Annotated in this window: 12 protein-coding genes; 8 read left to right on the top strand and 4 right to left on the bottom strand. The window is 68.9% G+C overall.

Annotated features, from left to right (window positions below):
* Positions 1-57: 57 nt before the first annotated feature.
* The 4 genes from ACFXJL_RS30180 to ACFXJL_RS30195 all read right to left on the bottom strand — a co-directional run bounded on the left by ACFXJL_RS30180 (position 58) and on the right by ACFXJL_RS30195 (position 2,737).
* Positions 58-756 (bottom strand): adenosylcobinamide amidohydrolase, encoded by a 699-nt coding sequence (locus tag ACFXJL_RS30180; RefSeq protein WP_384635313.1) that lies wholly within the window; start codon positions 754-756, stop codon positions 58-60.
* Between the two features lie 195 nt (positions 757-951).
* On the bottom strand, positions 952-1,665 hold the full coding sequence (locus tag ACFXJL_RS30185; RefSeq protein ID WP_358880605.1) for a Crp/Fnr family transcriptional regulator: 714 nt from the start codon (positions 1,663-1,665) through the stop codon (positions 952-954).
* Positions 1,666-1,750: 85 nt separating this feature from the next.
* On the bottom strand, positions 1,751-2,320 hold the full coding sequence (locus ACFXJL_RS30190; protein WP_384697585.1) for a YdeI family protein: 570 nt from the start codon (positions 2,318-2,320) through the stop codon (positions 1,751-1,753).
* Positions 2,321-2,332: 12 nt separating this feature from the next.
* Positions 2,333-2,737 (bottom strand): 4'-phosphopantetheinyl transferase superfamily protein, encoded by a 405-nt coding sequence (locus tag ACFXJL_RS30195; protein ID WP_358880603.1) that lies wholly within the window; start codon positions 2,735-2,737, stop codon positions 2,333-2,335.
* 714 nt (positions 2,738-3,451) lie between these two features.
* On the opposite strand from ACFXJL_RS30195, the gene ACFXJL_RS30200 reads away from it, so the two are divergent.
* From ACFXJL_RS30200 to ACFXJL_RS30235, 8 genes are all read left to right on the top strand, one after another.
* A complete protein-coding gene (locus ACFXJL_RS30200) occupies positions 3,452-4,681 on the top strand; it encodes a hydroxymethylglutaryl-CoA synthase family protein (protein WP_384697588.1) in 1,230 nt (409 codons plus the stop codon).
* A complete protein-coding gene (locus ACFXJL_RS30205; RefSeq protein ID WP_384697591.1) occupies positions 4,681-5,448 on the top strand; it encodes an enoyl-CoA hydratase-related protein in 768 nt (255 codons plus the stop codon). The genes ACFXJL_RS30200 and ACFXJL_RS30205 overlap by 1 nt, the downstream gene beginning before the upstream one ends.
* A gap of 4 nt (positions 5,449-5,452) precedes the next feature.
* Entirely contained in the window at positions 5,453-6,382 is a 930-nt protein-coding gene (locus ACFXJL_RS30210; RefSeq protein WP_384697594.1) for an ACP S-malonyltransferase, read from the top strand.
* Complete coding sequence (locus ACFXJL_RS30215) at positions 6,379-12,336, top strand: beta-ketoacyl synthase N-terminal-like domain-containing protein (RefSeq protein ID WP_384697596.1); 5,958 nt, start codon at positions 6,379-6,381, stop codon at positions 12,334-12,336. Before ACFXJL_RS30210 ends, ACFXJL_RS30215 begins: the two co-directional genes overlap by 4 nt.
* Before the next feature lie 293 nt (positions 12,337-12,629).
* On the top strand, positions 12,630-14,183 hold the full coding sequence (locus ACFXJL_RS30220) for an MDR family MFS transporter (protein ID WP_358880598.1): 1,554 nt from the start codon (positions 12,630-12,632) through the stop codon (positions 14,181-14,183).
* A gap of 89 nt (positions 14,184-14,272) precedes the next feature.
* Positions 14,273-15,133, top strand: a complete 861-nt coding sequence (locus ACFXJL_RS30225) for a DUF6039 family protein (RefSeq protein WP_358880597.1) — start codon at positions 14,273-14,275, stop codon at positions 15,131-15,133.
* On the top strand, positions 15,093-17,396 hold the full coding sequence (gene fabD / locus ACFXJL_RS30230; protein WP_384697600.1) for an ACP S-malonyltransferase: 2,304 nt from the start codon (positions 15,093-15,095) through the stop codon (positions 17,394-17,396). Before ACFXJL_RS30225 ends, fabD begins: the two co-directional genes overlap by 41 nt.
* Before the next feature lie 32 nt (positions 17,397-17,428).
* Positions 17,429-18,337 carry a DUF6039 family protein gene (locus ACFXJL_RS30235; RefSeq protein ID WP_384697603.1) on the top strand — a complete coding sequence of 303 codons (909 nt, stop codon included), beginning with the start codon at positions 17,429-17,431 and terminating at the stop codon, positions 18,335-18,337.
* Positions 18,338-18,375 lie beyond the last annotated feature (38 nt).

The raw sequence follows: 18,375 nt of genomic DNA on the forward strand, positions 1-18,375 counted from the left end.
CCGCACTCCCTCCGCACGGCACTGCTCCGCCTTCCGGGCCCCGGTCCGGCCGGCTGCTCAATCGGGGCTGGTCGCCCCCGGCGAAGGGAGGGCGGTGTGCACCGCGTGGTGTACGGCACGGGCCAGACGCGCGCCCCACAGCGACCGTGGGCCGGCGAAGGCATGGGTCTCGGCTTCGGGATGGGGACGTCGCGCGGCGATGCACACGGCATCGGTGGGTGTGCCGGAGCAGTCGTATCCCGCGTCCAGCAGAGCCTGCACCTTGGCCTCGGTCGCGGTGGCCACCGCGTTGACCAGCGCGGCATCGGTCAGCGGCACCGGGAGCGCGGCGATGATGTTGATCGTGCCGGGGGCTGGTGCACGGGAGGTGCCTTCCGACGGGGAGGCTGCCCAGCCGCGTACCCCGATGCCCGCGGTCACAACGGCCGCCGCGCCCGCGTCGTACCCGTGGGTGTGCGCGGTGACGTCGGCGGCGGTCAACATGCCCACGCCCTCGCCCTGCGCCCGGGCGTCCCGAGCGAGCTCGGTGAGATGTTGCGCCGGATCGGTCCGTCGGTAGCCATGGGAGACCTGGGCATTGAGTACCCACGCTCGCTCGGCGATCCCCCCGCCGAGGACCGTACTGCTGATCATCCGCCAGCCGGGGCCGGCGGACCACAACAGCGCGTGCAGTTGCTCGCCGTCCTCGGTGCGCGTCAGACACTCCACGGACAACGGGAGCGTGCGGGTGCGAAGTGGCGGGACGACGGCGGTCACGGGCGAGGGCTCCTTCGGGCGGCTCGGACCGGCTGATCGTAGGCACGTCCTCATCGGCGGGGTGCGCCGGGGTCCGTCCACGGTCCGGGCCGAAGGATGTCACCGGATCGGACGGCACACCACCCGGGTACGGAGCCCACCTGCTGATGTCTTCGGCTCGCCGACCTCCCCTGTCGGCGAGCCCATGGCGTTCGGCTACGCCGTGTGTTGGAGTTCGGGCACCTCCTCGTTCGGGTCCGAGGCGAGGAAGTCCGAGACGGTGTCGCAGTTGACGAGCAGCGTGCCGTCCGGCAGTCGTTTCACCAGACCGCGGCAGGTGAAGTTCTTGAGGAAGAATCCGATACGAGACCGGGTCGTTCCCACCATGGCGGCGAGTTCATCGTGGGTGATACGAGCGTCGATGTGCTGCCACTGCGAACCCCGCCCGGCGAATCGGTGGGACAGGTGCAGCAGGATCGCCGCGAGTCGGTACTCGCACTTCATGGTGACCAGATGCTTGATGGTGCTCTCGCGCTCACGAATGCGCTGGGCCAGATGCTGACTCCACTTCTGGAACAGATCCGGGTCGCTGCGTAACATACGGACGAAATCGCGGCGATTGATGCGCAATATATGGCTGTCCAGCATCGCGGTGGCGGACTCTTCATGCACGGAGGGCCTCAAAGACAGAGCGCCAAGTATGTCGCCGCGTCGACAGATATCGAGAATACACTCCTTTCCGCTGTGCGCGCTGGTGGTGAGTTTGATGCCACCGTGGATGACGAGGAAGAGGTTGTCGATGCTGTCGCCACAGGTGTAGAGGTTGTAACCACGCTCCAAGTTGATGGGGGTCAGCGAGATCTTGGACTCGTCCATGTTCTGCAGCAGATGTAAATAGAAGGCAGACTTGCCGAATCGAGCGTGCTGCATCGAAATGCCTCCCCATTGTTAATATGCTGCCCTGGAGGATTCGGGGTCACGGCCGCGGTGGGCCGGACCCCGACCAGGCGAATCATTACGGGTATAGCTTCTCTTTGTTCAACATCATTGCGATGAACTTCTCGATGCGCTTGGCGCGCGTCTCGGCCTTTTTGGCGCTCTGGATGCGGTACAGAATGGCGTACCGGTTCTTGCTGTCCAGCGTCGCGAAGAACTCAGCCGCTTCGGGTTCCTCGGCGAGTGCGGACTGCCAGTCGTCCGGCACGGTCATCTTGCTCTGGGAGGCGTAGGCGGCCTCCCAACGCCCGTCGGCCTTCGCCGCGTCGATCTCGCGCTGGCCCGCCGGGCGGATGTTGCCCGCCGCGCTCAGTCGCTCCACCCGCTCCCGGTTCGCCTGCGACCACGGGCTCTTCTTGGTCCGCGGGGTGAAGCGCTGCTGCCAGTACTGGTCATCCACCTTGTCGCGCTGGCTGTCGATCCACCCGAAGCAGATGGCGACGTCGAGCGCCTCCGCATAGGTGATGCTCGGCAGCCCGCTGGCCTTCTTCGCGATCTTCACCCACACACCGGCAACAGTGTTGTGGTTCTCCTCCAGCCACTGCTCCCACCGTCGTTGTTCCTCGAAAAAGATGATCGATTCGCTCATCCTTCGATCCAATCAGAACCGTGCGGTCTGCGGGCGTTCGTCGTCGGTGCCGGACAGGTGAACCCTGACCGTGACATCGCTCTCCTGCTCGATGGTCGCCCTGCCCTGTACCGCCAGGGCGAGGAGTCCACCGCGCTGTACCGGCCACTGTCTGAACGTGTATCGGGCGTGCTCGGGCCCTGCGGCGAGGGACAGCAGCGCCGGCCGGCTGCTTCCGACCGAGAACTCGCACGCGGTCATGGGAAACCGCATTCCCGAGCCGATCGCCTTGAGGTACGCCTCCTTCACCGTCCAGTAGCGAAAGAACAGTTCCTGGCGCCGGCCCGGCGGGGCCAGATCGAACTCGCGCTGCTCGCGTTCCGAGAGCACGGACCTGGTGAGCCGGTGCAGCGGCAGCACCCGAACAGGGCGCTCCACATCAACACCACAACGCGCACCCCGGGTTGTCACACAAGCCACGATGCCGTCCGTGTGCGACAGATTGAACCTAAGGGAACGAGCCCAGGTCGGATAGTGCACCTCGGGGCGACCGAGGCTGGAACGGAGAAAACGCCACTCGTCCGGGTGCACCCGGGGTTCAACGGTGCTCAGGGCGTGCCGGACAAGACCCCAGGCCGCACCGTACACAGCGCGATCCTGTGTGCGACGCAACGCATCCCTGCTGGCCCGTTCGGAATCGGACAGCGCCCATTCGACGTCAGCGACGCCTACGCCGCCACCGGTTGCCGCCTCGTCGGCGACTTCCCGGCACCACACGTGCGCCACCGTTCCGGAGTATTGCATCGGCCCTGCGCCTCCTCGTGGCCAGGTCGGAGCATTTTGGACTGATTTTGCACTGGAGCACTTCTAGCGGTTCCGCCTTAAGGAGCCCTTTAGCGCGGCCCTAGGTCGTGTCCGCAACGTCCCGCCCATCTGGCGGGGTCTGCCCCGTTACCGGTCCCGGTGAGGGCGTCCCCCTCCCTTCGCACGACGTCGAATTTTCATGTTCCTGACATAGCTTCGTGAGGTTAGCGTGGTACGCAAGAGGATCCCCAGACTGCGCAATAGTGTGCAGTCACCGCGTTCCTCTCCGCGTCATGCTCAGCGCCGGTCAGACGGACGCCGGCGCGCTCCGGCAGACGGGAGAGCCGCATGGGCGTCGGAATCAGAGCACTCCACCCGTACGTGGGACGGACCTGCGTCGACATCAGGACCCTGTACGAGACCCGGGGCCACGACATGAGCCGCTTCGGCAATCTGATGATGCGCCGCAAGTCGGTCAACCTGCCGTTCGAGGACGCCGTGACCAATGCGGTCAACGCAGCCCTTCCGCTGGTGCGCGGGCTCACCCCGGCAGAACGCGATCGGATCGAGGCCGTCGTGGTGGCCACCGAGTCGGGCGTCGACCTCGGCAAGTCGATCAGCACCTATGTGCACCACTATCTTGAACTCGGCCCCCGCTGCCGCTCCTTCGAGGTCAAACAAGCGTGCTACGGAGGTACCGCGGCGCTGCACTCCGCCGTGGGCATGGTGCACGCGAGCCCCTTCGACGATGCGCTCGCCCTGGTCATCGCCGCCGATGCCGCAGGGGTGCCGGCACTGGGCGAACAGTGGGAGGGCGCCGAAGGCGCCGGAGCAGTCGCCATGCTCATCGGCCGTGAAGCCACCACCCTGGACATCGACCTCGGCGCCAGCGGCTGCCACACCTTCGAGGTGATGGACACCTTCCGGCCCGGCCCCGGCATCGACGTGGTCAACCAGGACGTCTCCATGCTGGCCTACCTCGAATGCGTACAACAGGCGTTCGGCGCCTACCGCGACCGGGTGGACGGCACCGACGTCGTCGACAGCTTCGCCTATCTGGGCTTCCACACCCCGTTCGTGGGCATGGTGCGCGGCGCCCACCGACGACTCCTGCGCCAACAGCGCAACTCCGACCAACAGGAAGTGGACGCCGACTACGAACGGCGGGTGAGCCAGTCCCAGGTGTACGGCGCAGAGGTCGGCAACATCTTCTCCGCCTCCCTCTATCTGGCGTTGTGTTCGCTGATCCGCCACGGCAGCTTTCCCCAGCCCAGGCGGATCGGACTGTTCTCCTACGGATCCGGCTGCGCCTCCGAGTTCTTCAGCGGTGTCGTCCACCCCCGGGCGGTGGACGACCTGGCGGCGCTCGGCGTCGAGGAAGCGCTGGCCACCCGCAGGCCCCTGACCATCGCCGAGTACGACCTGGTCGCCGCAGCGGGCGACCGTGCTCAGTTCGGAGTGCGGGACGCCCACTTCGACCTCGATGAACACAGCGACCTCGGCAAGGAGTTCACCGGCCGGGGCCTGCTGGTACTGGATCGGATCGAGGGGTACCACCGCACGTACAGGTGGACCTGATGGCCACCCACACCACCGGTCCGGCCGTGCTCGTCGAGCGGGACGGCCCCGTCACCCGGCTCACGATCAACCGACCGCACCGCCGCAACAGCCTGACACCCGACGACGTCGCCCTGCTGCGCGACGCGGTGGAATCGGCCGCCGTGGATCCACGGACGCGCGCCCTGGTCCTGGAGGGCAGCGGCGGCACACTGTGCACGGGCATGGACCTCGCCGACATCTCCACCGACGAGGGCGACAGCGGCGGCGGTGACTTCTTCGACCTGCTCCACCGGCTCACCGAGGTGCCGATCACCGTGCTCGCCAAGGTCGACGGCCAAGCGGCTGGAGGTGGGGTCGGACTGGTCGCAGCCTGTGATCTGGTGGTCGCCACAGACCGCAGCTCCTTCGCCCTGCCCGAGGCCCTGTGGGGCCTGTTGCCCTGCAACATCCTGCCGTTCCTGATGCGCAGGATCGGCTTCCAACGGGCCTATGCCATGACCCTGTCCACGGCACCGATCACCGCATCCGACGCACGCGCCTTCGGACTGGTCGACGAGTTGGAAGGTGGACACGGGCAGCAACTGCGCAGACTGCTGGGTCGCGTCACCAAGATTGACCGGTCGACCACCGCCGCCGCGAAGGCGTACTGCGCAAGCCTCGCCCCCATCCCCGACACCGCGCGGACCCACGCCGGCGAGGTGTTCGCGCAACTGCTCGCCGCACCGGCGGTGCGCACCAGGATCGACAACTACGTACACCACCAGCGGATGCCGTGGGAGGGATAGATCCGTGCTGACAGCCCTCGCCTTCGCCGGACAAGGTGCCCTGCGCGGGCAGAGCGGTGCCGAACTTCTCGACCGGTATCCCGAGCTGACCGCGCAGGCCGAGGCCGTTCTCGGTCATCCCCTGCGTCCGGTGCTCACAGCCGAGTCGGGCAGCGTCTGGCGCCACCTGTCCAGGGTGCAGCCAACGCTCTTCGTCATCACCCGCCTTGCCGCACTGGATGCCCCCGAACCGTCCTATCTGGTCGGTCACAGCATGGGCGAGCTCACCGCGTTGTGCCACGCCGGCTGCATCGACTTCCCCACCGCACTGCGTCTGGTGCACACCCGGGCCCGGTTGATCTCCGCATGCCCGGTGCCCGGTGGGATGTTGGCGGTCACGGGCATCGGAGTGCGGGAGCTGACGGCTGTGATGGCGACCGAGGGGTTCGCCGACATCGACATCGCCAACCTGAACGCACCGGACCAGACCGTACTGGCCGGCCCCACCGGATCACTGCGGGCGCTCGCCGCGGTGATCCGCGCGGGCGGTGTCGCCAAGGCGACCCTGATCGACGCGCCCAACCCCGGCCACTCCCGATACATGGCCGACGCCGCCGCGGGGTTCGCCGAAGTGCTCGCCACGGTCACGTTCGACCCTCCCCGCGTTCCCGTGATCTCCAATGTGACCGCCCGGCCCCATCGCCTCGACCGACTGCCCGAACTGCTCGCCCAGCACCTGTACAGGCCGGTGCGCTGGTCCGACAGCATGTCCTACCTCCGAGACGCCGGGGTCACCGAGCTCCACCAGGCGGGCACCGGCAGTCTGCTGCCCCGCCTCTGGGCCGCATGCACCGCGCAGGACGAATCCGATGGGCCGGTCACAACGCTCAGGAGTGAGCGGGGCAGGCGCCCGTACGCCTCTAACGTGCGGGGCGGAACACCGAACGCTGGATGACAGGGGTGAGCGTGGTGTACAGCGAGCAGGAACAGTGGGTCCTCCTCTCAGCGGCCGACGAGGAGCGGCTGGTGCACCTTGCCCGGCTCTACCGGGACTTCCTCGACACCGCGGAACCGCCGGCGTTGGCCGACATTGCGTACACCAGCCAGAACGGTCGGGTGCCGCTCGGCCACCGCCTCGCCGTACGGTGTCGCACGGTCGCGCAGTTGTGTGCGGCGCTCGACGATGTGGTGGAGGCCAGGTCATCGGCGGCGGTGCGGCGCTCCGTGGTGCACACGGTCCCCTCCCACACCGCGGAACCGACATCAGTCACCGACCGGCACGAGGCGGTGGCGGCATGGCTGGCCGGTCAGGAGGTGAACTGGCTGCCCCTGTGGAAGGTACCGGCCCGGCGCATCACGCTGCCGTCGTACCCCTTCGACGACCTCGACCCGTCATCTGTGCACCCCGTACCTGCTCCTGCTCCTGAACCTGCTCCCGACCCTGACCCTGACCCCGACCCCGACCCCGAAGCGTCGCCGCCCACCGATGGCGGCTGGGCGCTCGACTACATGTGCCGGCTGTTCGCCGAGACCGCCGGCCTGCCCGTGGAGGACGCCCATCCACACATCCCACTGGAGGAGTTGGGTCTCAGCTCCTTCCTGATCACCCGACTCAACACCCGTCTCGCCCATGACCTGGGGGAGCGGAGCAAGACACTGTTCTTCCAGCACCGCACCCTCGCCGACATCGCCACCGTGCTCGCGGTGCGCCACAGTGCACCGGTGGACGTGTCCGCCCGTGTCCGGGTGAGCCCGTCCGCACCGGGACCCACCGCGCCCGAGCCCCTGGCCATCGTCGGTATCGCAGGCCGGTTCCCCGGCGCCGACTCGCTCGCCGAGTTCTGGGAGCGCCTGCGGACGGGCACCTGCACGGTCGGCCCGATGCCCGCCGACCGGCTGCGACCGGGCTGGCCGGCCTCATTGATGCACGGCGGCTACCTCAGCGATGTGGACCGGTTCGACCCGCTGCTGTTCGGCATCAGCCCCCGGCACGCGGAACTGATGGATCCACAGGAGCGGCTCTGTCTGGAAGCCGTCTGGGAGGCCCTCGACGACGCCGGCTACCCGGCTCACCGACTACGCACCGCCCATGACTCCAAGGTCGGTGTCTACGTCGGGTCCATGTACAACGAGTATCCGTACTTCGGAGTGGAGCACAGCCTGCGCGGCGCCGTCGCCGACAGTGGTTCCACCGTGGCGGGCATCGCCAACCGCATCTCGTTCGCCTTCGACCTGCACGGCCCCAGCATGACCGTGGACACCATGTGCTCCGCCTCCCTCGTCGCCCTGCACCTGGCCGCCCGTGCCCTGCGCGCGGGCGACTGCGAGGCCGCTGTGGTCGCCGCGACCAATCTGTCGCTCCATCCGAACAAGTTCCGCCAGATCGACCGATTGGGCGGAGCGTCCAGCGATCGCCTCTGTCGCAGCTTCGGACGCGGCGGCGACGGGATGGTCCCCGCCGAGACCGTCTGCGCCCTGATCGTCAAACCGCTGTCGGCGGCCCTGGCCGCCGGCGACCGGGTGCACGCCGTGGTGGCCGGCACCGCCGTGGTCAACGCGGGACGAACCAACGGATGGATCGTCCCGAGCCCCACCGCCCAGGCCGAGGTGGTCCAACAGGCCCTGTCGGACGCCGGACTGGAGCCCGAGGACATCGGATACCTGGAGGCGCACGGCGCCGGCACCGCACTCGGTGACCCGATCGAGGTCGAGGGCCTGCACCGGGTGTTCCAGCCGGACGCGATGGGGCGTGCCACCCTGCCGATGGGGTCGGTGAAGTCCAACATCGGCCACGCCGAGGCATCGGCCGGCCTGGCCGGGATCGCCAAGGCCGTGCTCCAGTTCACCCATCGGACGCTGGTGCCTTCCCTGCACGCCGAGGAACTCAACCCGGACATCGACTGGGACTCCTCCCCGCTGCGGGTCCAGCGCACCCTGCAACCGTGGACCGTGCCGGACGGGAAGCCGCGTCGGGCCGGGGTGAGTTCGTTCGGCGCCGGGGGCACCTTGGCCCACGTCATCCTTGCGGAGCCGCCCACCCGCCCGACCCCGCCCGCACCGGCCCCCTCTCCGCCGAACGCGACCCTGATCATGCTCTCGGCCTATGACGAGGACCGACTGCGCGAGGTGATCACCCGTCTGTCGGACCATCTGCGCGACCATCCGACCATCGATCTCACCGATCTGGCCTTCACCCTCACCGAAGGCCGCCACCACCTGAGGGAGCGGGCCGCCGCGGTGGTGGCCGACGTCGACGAACTGGCCAGGCGGCTCCGCCGCCATCTGGACGGGGATCCGACCGCGCTGCTCCGTGGCCGGGCACCGTCGAGCCGAAGGCCCGACGAAGCAGTCAGTACCGGTGGCCCGGAAGCGCTCGCACCGCAGTGGGTCACGGGACGGCCGGTCGCCATCGAGTGGCCGGCCGGGTTCCGGCCGAGCGTGCTGACGCTGCCCGCCTATCCCTTCGCCCGGATGCGCTGCTGGCTGCCCGACCCCGAACCGGCTATGGGCCCCACTACCGTTGTCCCTCCCGCCCTTGCTCCTGCCGCAACGGACGGTCCCGATGAACTGCCCCTGTATCGCAAGACCTGGCGCCTGGCCGGTCCGGTGGGTGCCCCGGTGGCCCTGCACGGCAGTCTGCTCTGCCTCTACGGTCCACGCAGCCGTGCCCTCGCCCACGCCATCGTCGCGTGGATCGGTTCCGACCGGGTCCACCTGGTGCAGGAGGGCCGCGGCGACCGCGACGCGCATGCATCCCTCACCGGTGCCCGCGGGGAGGACATCGCGGACCGGGCCCTGGCCGTGCATCCCGACCTGGCGGCCGTCATCGATCTCACCGATCTCACCGATCCCACCGACACCGCAGACACCACAGGCACCACAGATGTCGACCGTCCCAGCGGTGGGACGGAATCGTGGCAGACGCGGGTCGCCCTGCTGCAACGGCTGACCGCGGCCGGGCCCGCCCGCCGGGCAGCAGGCCGCACTCGGCCGGTGCACGTCCTGCATGCCACCCGCGGCCGACGCGCGGTCGGCGGCGGCCCGGGGCAGCACACCGGGGCACGCATGGCCGGTTTCGTACGCTTCCTCGGTGCCGAGACCGGCCATCTCACCGCGGTCACGGTCGACCTCGATGAAGTCAGCCGGACACTTGACGACCAGGCCGGGGAACTGCTGGCCGCCCTGCCGGGAAACATGTACGGCGAATGCGTCCACCGGGCCGGTCAGACGTACGTACCGGCCCTGACCCCGATCGTCGACGCCCTGACTCCCGATCTCCGGCTGGACCACTACGGCGTGTATCTGCTCACCGGGGCCACCCGTGGCATCGGCTCCCGCGTGGCCCGTCACCTCGTGGCACGCGGCGCACGTCATCTCGCCCTGCTGGGGGCCCGGTCGCTACCGGAGACGGCGCGTTTCGACGATCCGGACCTGAGCACCGAGGCGCGCGCCGCGGTGGAGACCGTACGGGCATTGGAGGCCGCGGGCGCGCGGGTGCACGTCCACCGCGGGGCCCTGCTGGACCAAGGAGGGCTCGAAGACTTCCTCGACCAGGTCCGTGAAGTCAGCGGTCCGGTGCGTGGAGCGGTCCACTGCGCCGCGGTGACCCCTTCGGTGGGGCCGTTTGCCGGGCGTGCCACGAGCGACATCCAACGCGTCCTCGAACCCAAGGCGGATGCGCTGGACGTCCTCTACCGGCTGTGCCTTCCGGACCGCCCCGACTTCCTGGTGGCCTTCTCCTCGCTTGCCGCCGTGGTGCCACCGGTCGCCTCGGGTGTGCTGGAGTACGCGGCGGCCAATGCGTACGTCGACGATCTGACCGAGCACCTGGCAGCGGCCAACTCCTGGGTGCACTCGGTGGCCTGGCCCATGTGGCGCGACAGTGGCGCCCGACGGGGCGCGGGCAACCCGGGCGCCCGGTTCGGGCTCGACTCCGCCGGGGACGAGGAGGCACTGCGCGCACTCGACCGGGTGATCTCCTCGGGCAGCGGTGGCCCGGTGGTGGCACTGCGCACGCTGCGGGGCGCGGACCCGAGCGAGCTTCTGAAACTGCCGGCCGTGGTGGACGATGCGCCACCGCCCCCACTTCAAGCTCCGTCGCCGACCGCTGAACCCTCACCTCGGCTCAACGGCGCCCGACCGGTGCCCAGTTGGCTGTTCGACATCTTCGCCCGGGTGGTTGGCATCCCGGCCGCCGACTTCGACCCGACGGCGGAGTTCGCCGAACTGGGTGTCGAATCGGTGATGCTCGGTGAGCTCCTCGACGCGATCGAACAACAGGTCGGCAGGTCCCTCGATCCGGTGCTGCTGCTGGAGCACAGCACCCTGCGGGCCCTCGCAGGCCGGTTGGACGAGCTCATGTCGCCTTCGGACCGACCGCAGGAACCCACTCCGGTCGCCCAGCCACGGGCCGAAGCCACCCAGCCATTGCACACGACGGTTCGCCACTCCCAGACCCCGCCGGCGACGCAGCCGCAGCCCGACCGGGTGCGAACACCCGAGCCATCGACACCGAAGAGTGACGCCATCGCGGTGATCGGGATGTCCTGTCGACTGCCCGGCGCACCCGACGTGGCGACCTTCTGGCGCAACCTGGTGGCCGGACACCTGGCCATCGGTGAGGTGCCTCCGGAGCGCTGGGACGCCTCCCGGTTCCACCGGCCCACTCCACAACCCGGCCGCACGGTCGGCAAATGGGGCGGCTTCGTCCACGGGATCGAGGAGTTCGACGCCGGACACTTCGGCCTCACGGACGACCAGGCCCGCTACTTGGATCCGACCATCCGGCTCTTCCTGGAGGGCACGGCCGACTGTTTGCGCGATGCCGGCCTGGAAGGACCCGAACTCGCCGGCCGGGACGTCGGAGTGTTCGCAGGAGCCCGAGGCACCGGCTACGCCGCTCGCGGCGAGATACGGGCCGAAGTACCCGAGTCGGACGCGAACTTCGTCGCCTCCCACGTCGGACAGCACTTCGACCTACGAGGCCCGCACCTGGTCGTGGACAGCGCCTGCTCGTCCTCCCTGGTGGCCATCCACCTGGCCTGTCAGAGCCTGCGCAGCGGAGAGATAGACCTCGCCGTCGCCGGCGGCAGCAGCGTACTGCTGGACGAGACGTCCTTCCTGGAGTTCTCGGCCGCAGGCGCCCTGTCACCCACGGGCCGGTGCGCCGCGTTCGACCGGCGCGCCGATGGATTCGTACCGGGGGAGGGCAGTGTCGTCCTCCTGCTCAAACCACTCGACGCCGCTCTGCGGGACGGCGATCCGATCCGCGGTGTCATCGAAGGCTCAGCGGTGACCAACGACGGCCGGACCATGGGCCTGACCACACCGAATCCCACCGCCCAAGCCGCCGCGGTACGAAGGGCCCTGCGTGCGGCCCGGCGTTCACCCGCCGAGATCGGCATGATCGAGACACATGGCACCGGTACCGCGATCGGCGACCCGCTGGAGTTCCGGGCCCTGAGCACCGTCTTCGACGAGGACGAGTCCCAGCGGACCGGGCGGTGCCTGCTCGGCTCGGTCAAGACCAACGTGGGCCACCTCTTGCACGCGGCCGGCGCGGTCGGCCTCCTCAAGGCCCTGCTGGCCGTCGAGCACGGCATCGTCCCGCCGACGCTCAACTGCGAGAGCCCCAACCCCCGACTGCAACTCGACGCCTCGCCGTTCGCCCTGGCCACCGAGGCGCAGCAGTGGCCACTGCCAGGGCGGAGAGCCGCCGGGGTGAGCTCGTTCGGCTTCGGCGGCACCAATGCCCATGTGGTGGTGGCGCAGGCTCCTCCCGCCGACCGGCCCAGCCGGATGAGCCGACCACCCATCGCCTTCGAACGCCGACGCCTATGGCTGGAGCGCCCGGGCGGGGCACGGTCCGCGCCCGCGGAAACACCCGCACTGCGCCTGGTCTTCCGATGATCGCTCCGGGCCGGGGAACGCGGACGTGGCCGGATGCCGGCGAGATCCTGCCGAACCCCCGTCAGGGCCGGTAGTATCCCGCGCCGGCGCGGGATCCAGGGGCCGTACGAACAATCGGCCACCGGGTGCGGCGAAGTGTCCGTGCCCGAAACCACGTCCAGAAGATCATCGGCAAGCCGCATGCGGAGAATCCGTACGCGCGGAATGGAAAGGGGGATGGGTCCTGGCCTTCGGGAACCGGGCCCCAACTACCCATGGCAGCGTCGCAACCGCAGGACTTAGCCCGACCCGAATTGAGCAAACGGCAGATCAACCGCGCCATCATCGGTGTGATGACGGGCCTGCTGCTCTCCGCGCTGGACCAGACGGTGGTCAGCACGGCACTGCCCAGCATCGTCAGCGACGTGGGTGGCCTGGAGAACCTCGCCTGGGTGATCACGGCGTACCTGTTGACGTCGATGGCGAGCACCCCCGTCTGGGGCAAGGTGTCCGACCAGTTCGGGCGCCGCAGCGTGTTCATCGTTGCGACGAGCGTCTTCATCGTGGGCTCCGCGCTGTGCGGCATCGCCCAGGAGATCGCCCAGTTGATCGCCGCCCGCGCGGTACAGGGCCTGGGCGCCGGTGCGCTCTACGCCCTGGCCCTGGCCGTGATCGCCGATGTCGTCCCGGTCCGTGACCGGGGTCGCTACCAGGGCATGGTGGCCGGGGTCTTCGGCATCGCCACCCTGGCCGGCCCCCTGGTCGGCGGCGGTCTGGTGGACGCGATCGGCTGGCGGTGGATCTTCCTGATCAATGTGCCGCTGGGACTGCTCTCGCTGCTCGTCACGGTCTCCGCACTGAAGATCCCCACCGAGCGCCGCAGCCACTCGGTGGACTATCTGGGCGCCACCCTCGTCATCGCCGCCACCACCCCGCTGTTGTTGTACTTGAGCTGGGCCGGTAGCGAGCACGGCTGGACGGATCCCCTGTCGCTCGGGCTCCTTGCGGCTTCCCTCGTGCTGTCCGTCGCCCTGGTCGTGGTGGAGCGGCGTGCCGCCGAACCGGTCATGCCGATCCCGCTGTTCCGGCTGAGACTGTTCGCCCTCGGGTCCGTCTACAGCCTCGTTGCCGGCATGGCGCTGTTCACCGGCATCATCTTCCTCCCGGTGTTCTTCCAGGCCGTCAAGGGCATGTCGGCCTTCACCGCCGGCCTGGCCATGGTGCCCACCATGATCGGTGTCGGCTTCGCCTCGATCTACGCAGGCAACCGGATGAGCGCCACCGGCCGCTTCCGCATCTTCCCCGTCCTCGGCGCCGCCCTGCTGGGGTTGACGCTGCTGCCGCTCGGCTTCATCAGCGCGGACACGCCGAGTTGGCTGGTCATCGTGTTGGGTGTCGTCTTCGGCATCGGCGCGGGTTTCAGCCTCCAGCCGATCATCACCGCCGTACAGGGGGTCGTACCGCAGACGGACATCGGCGCGGCCACCGCCGCCGTCAGCTTCTTCCAACGGCTCGGCTCTGCGATCGGTGTGGCCCTGTTGGGTGCCATCCTCAACAGTCGGTTCGCCGATCTGCTGAGCGAGAAGGGAGCCGTGAGCAGCGGCCTGGACGAGAAGTCGCTGGGCAGCATCGACGCCATCCGCGACCTTCCCGGCGCGCAACGGGACATCGTCGTGGGCGCCTACGGAGAGGCCCTCGCCGCGGTGTTCCTCACCGTCGTGGTCTTCGCCGTCCTCGCGCTCGTCCTCGGCCTCCTCATGCCGGACACCTCACTGCCCGAGGCCACGGAAGAGAGTACGGAAGAGACCACGGAAGCGAGCCCCGAACAGGCCGCCGACGGCAAGGAAAAGGTTTCCGAAGAAGAGTAATTCGAGCGACTGCGCAAAACTGTGCGTCGCCGCGATCCCCGCTCCTCCTAGTGTCGGCTTATCAAAGCCCATGAGGAGCGGAGATCGCGGTGAACGACATTATGAAACCGGCCAGCCACCAGGTCGACCGGCCCGAAAAGGAACTACTGCACTCGGGTAATGCGGGTTTCATCATCTCGCGCTACGCACATTTCAAGCCGGGACATGAGCAAGAGGGCCTCAATTTCGTTTCCGAGGTCCTCAACCACATGAACAAGGCCGACCTCAACGGAATGACGTTCTTCTTCTTCCAAAAGGCATTCGGCGACCAGGCCAAGCACCACTGGTTCATCAACATGAAGAGCCCGGCCGACTACGCGGCCAGCCTGGAGATGGTCGACCACGACGAGACCACCAAGATCCTGCTGGAGGACGACGTCGTCGCCGACGACCGTGGCTTCGGCAGCTGGGGCAACGCCGTCGTACAGGGCAGCATCACCGAGGACATCCTCGTGCCCCAGCACGGCCTGGACTACGGCGAGGACCACACCCACGAGGCATGGGTCCCGGAGGCGTGGCGGCAGACCTCGGTGCCCCCGGAGGAGCAGCTCAACTCCGCCAACGCACCCCTGATGGTGCACCGCGTCGCCTACGCCCGGTACCCCACCCGCAAGGAGGCGCGGTACTACGCCTTCGCCTGGCAGAACTACGTCAACGAGAACCTGCGGGGCAAGGTCACCGCGTACCTCTACGAGGAGACCTTCGGCGCCATGGACCGGCTGCACATGCTGATCCACCTCGCCTCGTACGAGGCGTGGGAGGAACTGCGCAACCTGCCGCACCGCGACCCGCAGTTCCGCAAACTGCTGGAGCGCGAGATGATCAGCCCGGAGAAGGGCGGCGGCACCGGAGCGCAGGCATTCGTGCCCGGTGGAGTCACCGACACCCTCCTCGTCCCGCGCCAGCTCTGACGCCGTGCGCGCGCTGCTCTTCGCCGGGCAGGGCAGTCAGCGCCGGGGCATGGGAGCCGAAGTCTTCGACGCCTTCCCCGAGCACTGCGCCCTCGCCGACGACATCCTCGGCTACTCCATCAGGGACCTGTGTCTCCAGAACGACGGCGATCGACTTCGGCGGACCCGGTACGCCCAACCCGCCCTGTTCACCGTCCATGCTCTCACCCATCTGGCACAGCGCGCCGAACGCCCCGAGCCCGACGTGGTCGCCGGGCACAGCCTGGGGGAGTTCAATGCGCTGGTGGTGGCGGGCGTGCTGGACTTCGCCACCGGACTGCGGCTGGTCGCCGAACGGGCACGGCTCATGGGCGAGGCCGATGGCGGCGCCATGGCCGCGGTCATCGGCCTCGGCGTCAGCGACGTGGCAGAAGTCCTCGCTGCGTCCGGACGGGACGACGTCGAGATCGCCAACGACAACTCGCCGACCCAGGTGGTGATCTCCGGCACTCCCGACGGTGTGTCGACGATCACCGGCCTGCTGACCTCGGGTGACGCCACGATCAGATGCGTCCCGCTGCCGGTCAGTGCCGCGTTCCACTCCCGGGACATGGCGCCGGCCGCCGAGCGCTTCGCCGCGCTGCTCGCCGAGGTGACGCTGGGCCCACCGAGGCTCCCGGTGATCGCGAACGTGACGGCCCGGCCCTACCCGACCGGGGAGCCGGTGGCGGCGCTCCTCGGCCGACAGATGCGCTCCCGGGTGCGCTGGGGCGAGTCCATGACCCATCTCCTGGAGTCCGGCGTGGACGAGATCTGGGAGATCGGCCGGGGGCGAACGCTCACGGGCTTCTGGCGCGAAGCTGTCGCGGCCCAGGGAAAACGTGCGGGAACTCGGCCGGAACCGATCCTTCCGAAGCCGGTGGCTCCACGGGGGCAGCCGGCCGGGCGGCCCGGTACGGAACTGGGTTCGGCGCGGTTCCGGCAGGTCTACCGCACCCGCCACGCCTATGTAGCAGGGTCGATGTACCAGGGCATCGCCTCCACCGACATGGTGATCCGACTGGCCGAGGCCGGGCTGTTCGGCTTCTTCGGCACCGGTGGCCTCTCCCTCGCCGAGGTGCGCACAGCGCTGGACGACATCGAACGACGGCTGCCGATCGGCGCCGCCTACGGAATGAACCTCCTCCACGACATGACGGACGGGGCGTTGGAACGGGCCACCGTCGAGCTCTATCTGCGACGCGGAGTGCGGTTCGTCGAGGCCGCCGCCTTCACCCGGGTCACCGCGCCCCTGGTGCTCTTCCGGGCCAAGGGCGCCCATCGCGACGGGGCCGGCCGTCCGATCGCGGCCCACCAGGTGCTCGCCAAGGTGTCCCGGCCGGAGGTCGCGCGGCAGTTCCTCGCCCCGCCGGCACCGGAACTCCTCACCCGGCTGCTCGCCGAAGGCGCGTTGACCGAAGAGGAGGCGGCAGTCGCCGCGGAACTACCGGTCGCGTCCGATCTCTGTGTGGAGTCCGACTCGGGCGGCCACACGGATGGAGGAGTCGCGCTCGCCCTGCTACCCACCATGCTCCGGCTGCGGGAGAGCATTTCGCCGCGTGGAGGGGAGCCGGTGCGGGTCGGCGCCGCCGGCGGTATCGGCACCCCGGAGGCAGTCGCGGCCTGTGTGCTGCTCGGCGCCGACTTCGTGCTCACCGGCAGCATCAACCAGTGCAGTCCACAGGCGGGCACCTCCGACCTGGTGAAGGACCTGCTGGCCGGACTCGACGTCCAGGACGTCACCTACGCCCCCGCGGGCGACCTCTTCGAGATCGGTTCGCGCGTACAGGTCGTACGACGGGGCACGATGTTCGCCGCCCGCGCCAACCAGCTCCACGAGCTGTACCGCCGTCACCCCGGCCTGGAGCACATCGACCGCAAGACGCTCGCCACGCTCGAACGCACCTGCTTCCGAAAGCCGTTGACCGAGGTGTGGGAGCACGTGGTTCGGCACTACCGCGATACCGGCCGGCCGGAGCTCATCCGAGACGCCGAGCGCGACCCGAAACGGAAGATGGCGCTCGTCTTCAAGTGGTACTTCGCCGAATCGACCCGGCTGGCCCGCGACGGCGTCAAGGAGAACGCGGCCAATGTGCAGATCCACTGCGGGCCCGCGATGGGTGCCTTCAACCACCTGGTGGAGGGAACCGCACTGGAGTCCTGGCGGCGGCGCGATGTCGACGCCATCGCGGACCTGTTGATGACCGGCGCCGCCGAAGTCCTCGCCACGGCCGGCGCCCGCTGACCGACACATCCCCGGACCAAGGGAAGAAGACCATGGACGACTCCCTGCCCACCGTCACGACAGCCCAGCACCAGGTGCGCACCCCCTCGGACAAAACGCTCGACACGGCCTCCGCCGAGGTCGTCCTGTGGCGCACCGGTCAGATCCGGGCCGGCCACGGCCCCCGCGCCCGAGCACAGACCCGAGCACTCGCCGACGACTTCAATGAGCGGAACGAAGGCGTCGCCACCGCGTTCAGCTACGAGGACGGCTTCGGCACCCGGGGCCGGTTGCACTGGCTGATCCATCTGCGCTCCTTCCAGGACTACACCGCACTCACCCAGCGCGGCGGCGACCGGGGGAGCGGTGTCTTCGGGCGCTCCGCGGGCGAGGACGACGGCTGGGAGGAACTGTTCGAGCCGGGCAGCGTGCGGGAGACCGTTCTCCTGCCACACCGCTGGGGCATCTTCGGCACCGCCACGGAAGCCATGGCGAAGCCGGAGATGAGCCCGATCGAGAGGGTCGACGGCCGAGCCCGGTTCCAGTTGTTGCCGGCCGCCCAGCAGACGTCGCTACCGGTCGCGGATCTGATCACGAGCGGTTCGGCCGGGCTGCTCATGCACCGCACCGCCCGATTGAACTACGGCTATCGCGCCGAGGCCCGGGTGCTCGCGCGCACCCTCGCCGAGACGTACAACCTCAACGCGAAGGGCAGGACCACGGTCCTGTTGTTCGAGGAGGCGTTCGGTCAGATGGACCGGATCCACTTCTTCATCCACATGGCGGACATCCAGGCGTACCAGGAGTTGATGGCCCTGGACGCCAGCCCGGACCCGAGCGCGCCCCGGGCGTCCTACATCCAGGAGTGGATCTCGCCGGAGCGCGGCGGGGGGACCTGGGACAAGATCGTCGTCCAGGACAGCACGCTCGACAGCCTGCTGGTACCCCGGATCTTCGGCTGACCTTCCGTCACACGACGGCCGAGTCCCCCGTTCGCGCG

The organism is Streptomyces sp. NPDC059256 (assembly GCF_042753785.1).
Classification (GTDB): Bacteria; Actinomycetota; Actinomycetes; order Streptomycetales; family Streptomycetaceae; genus Streptomyces.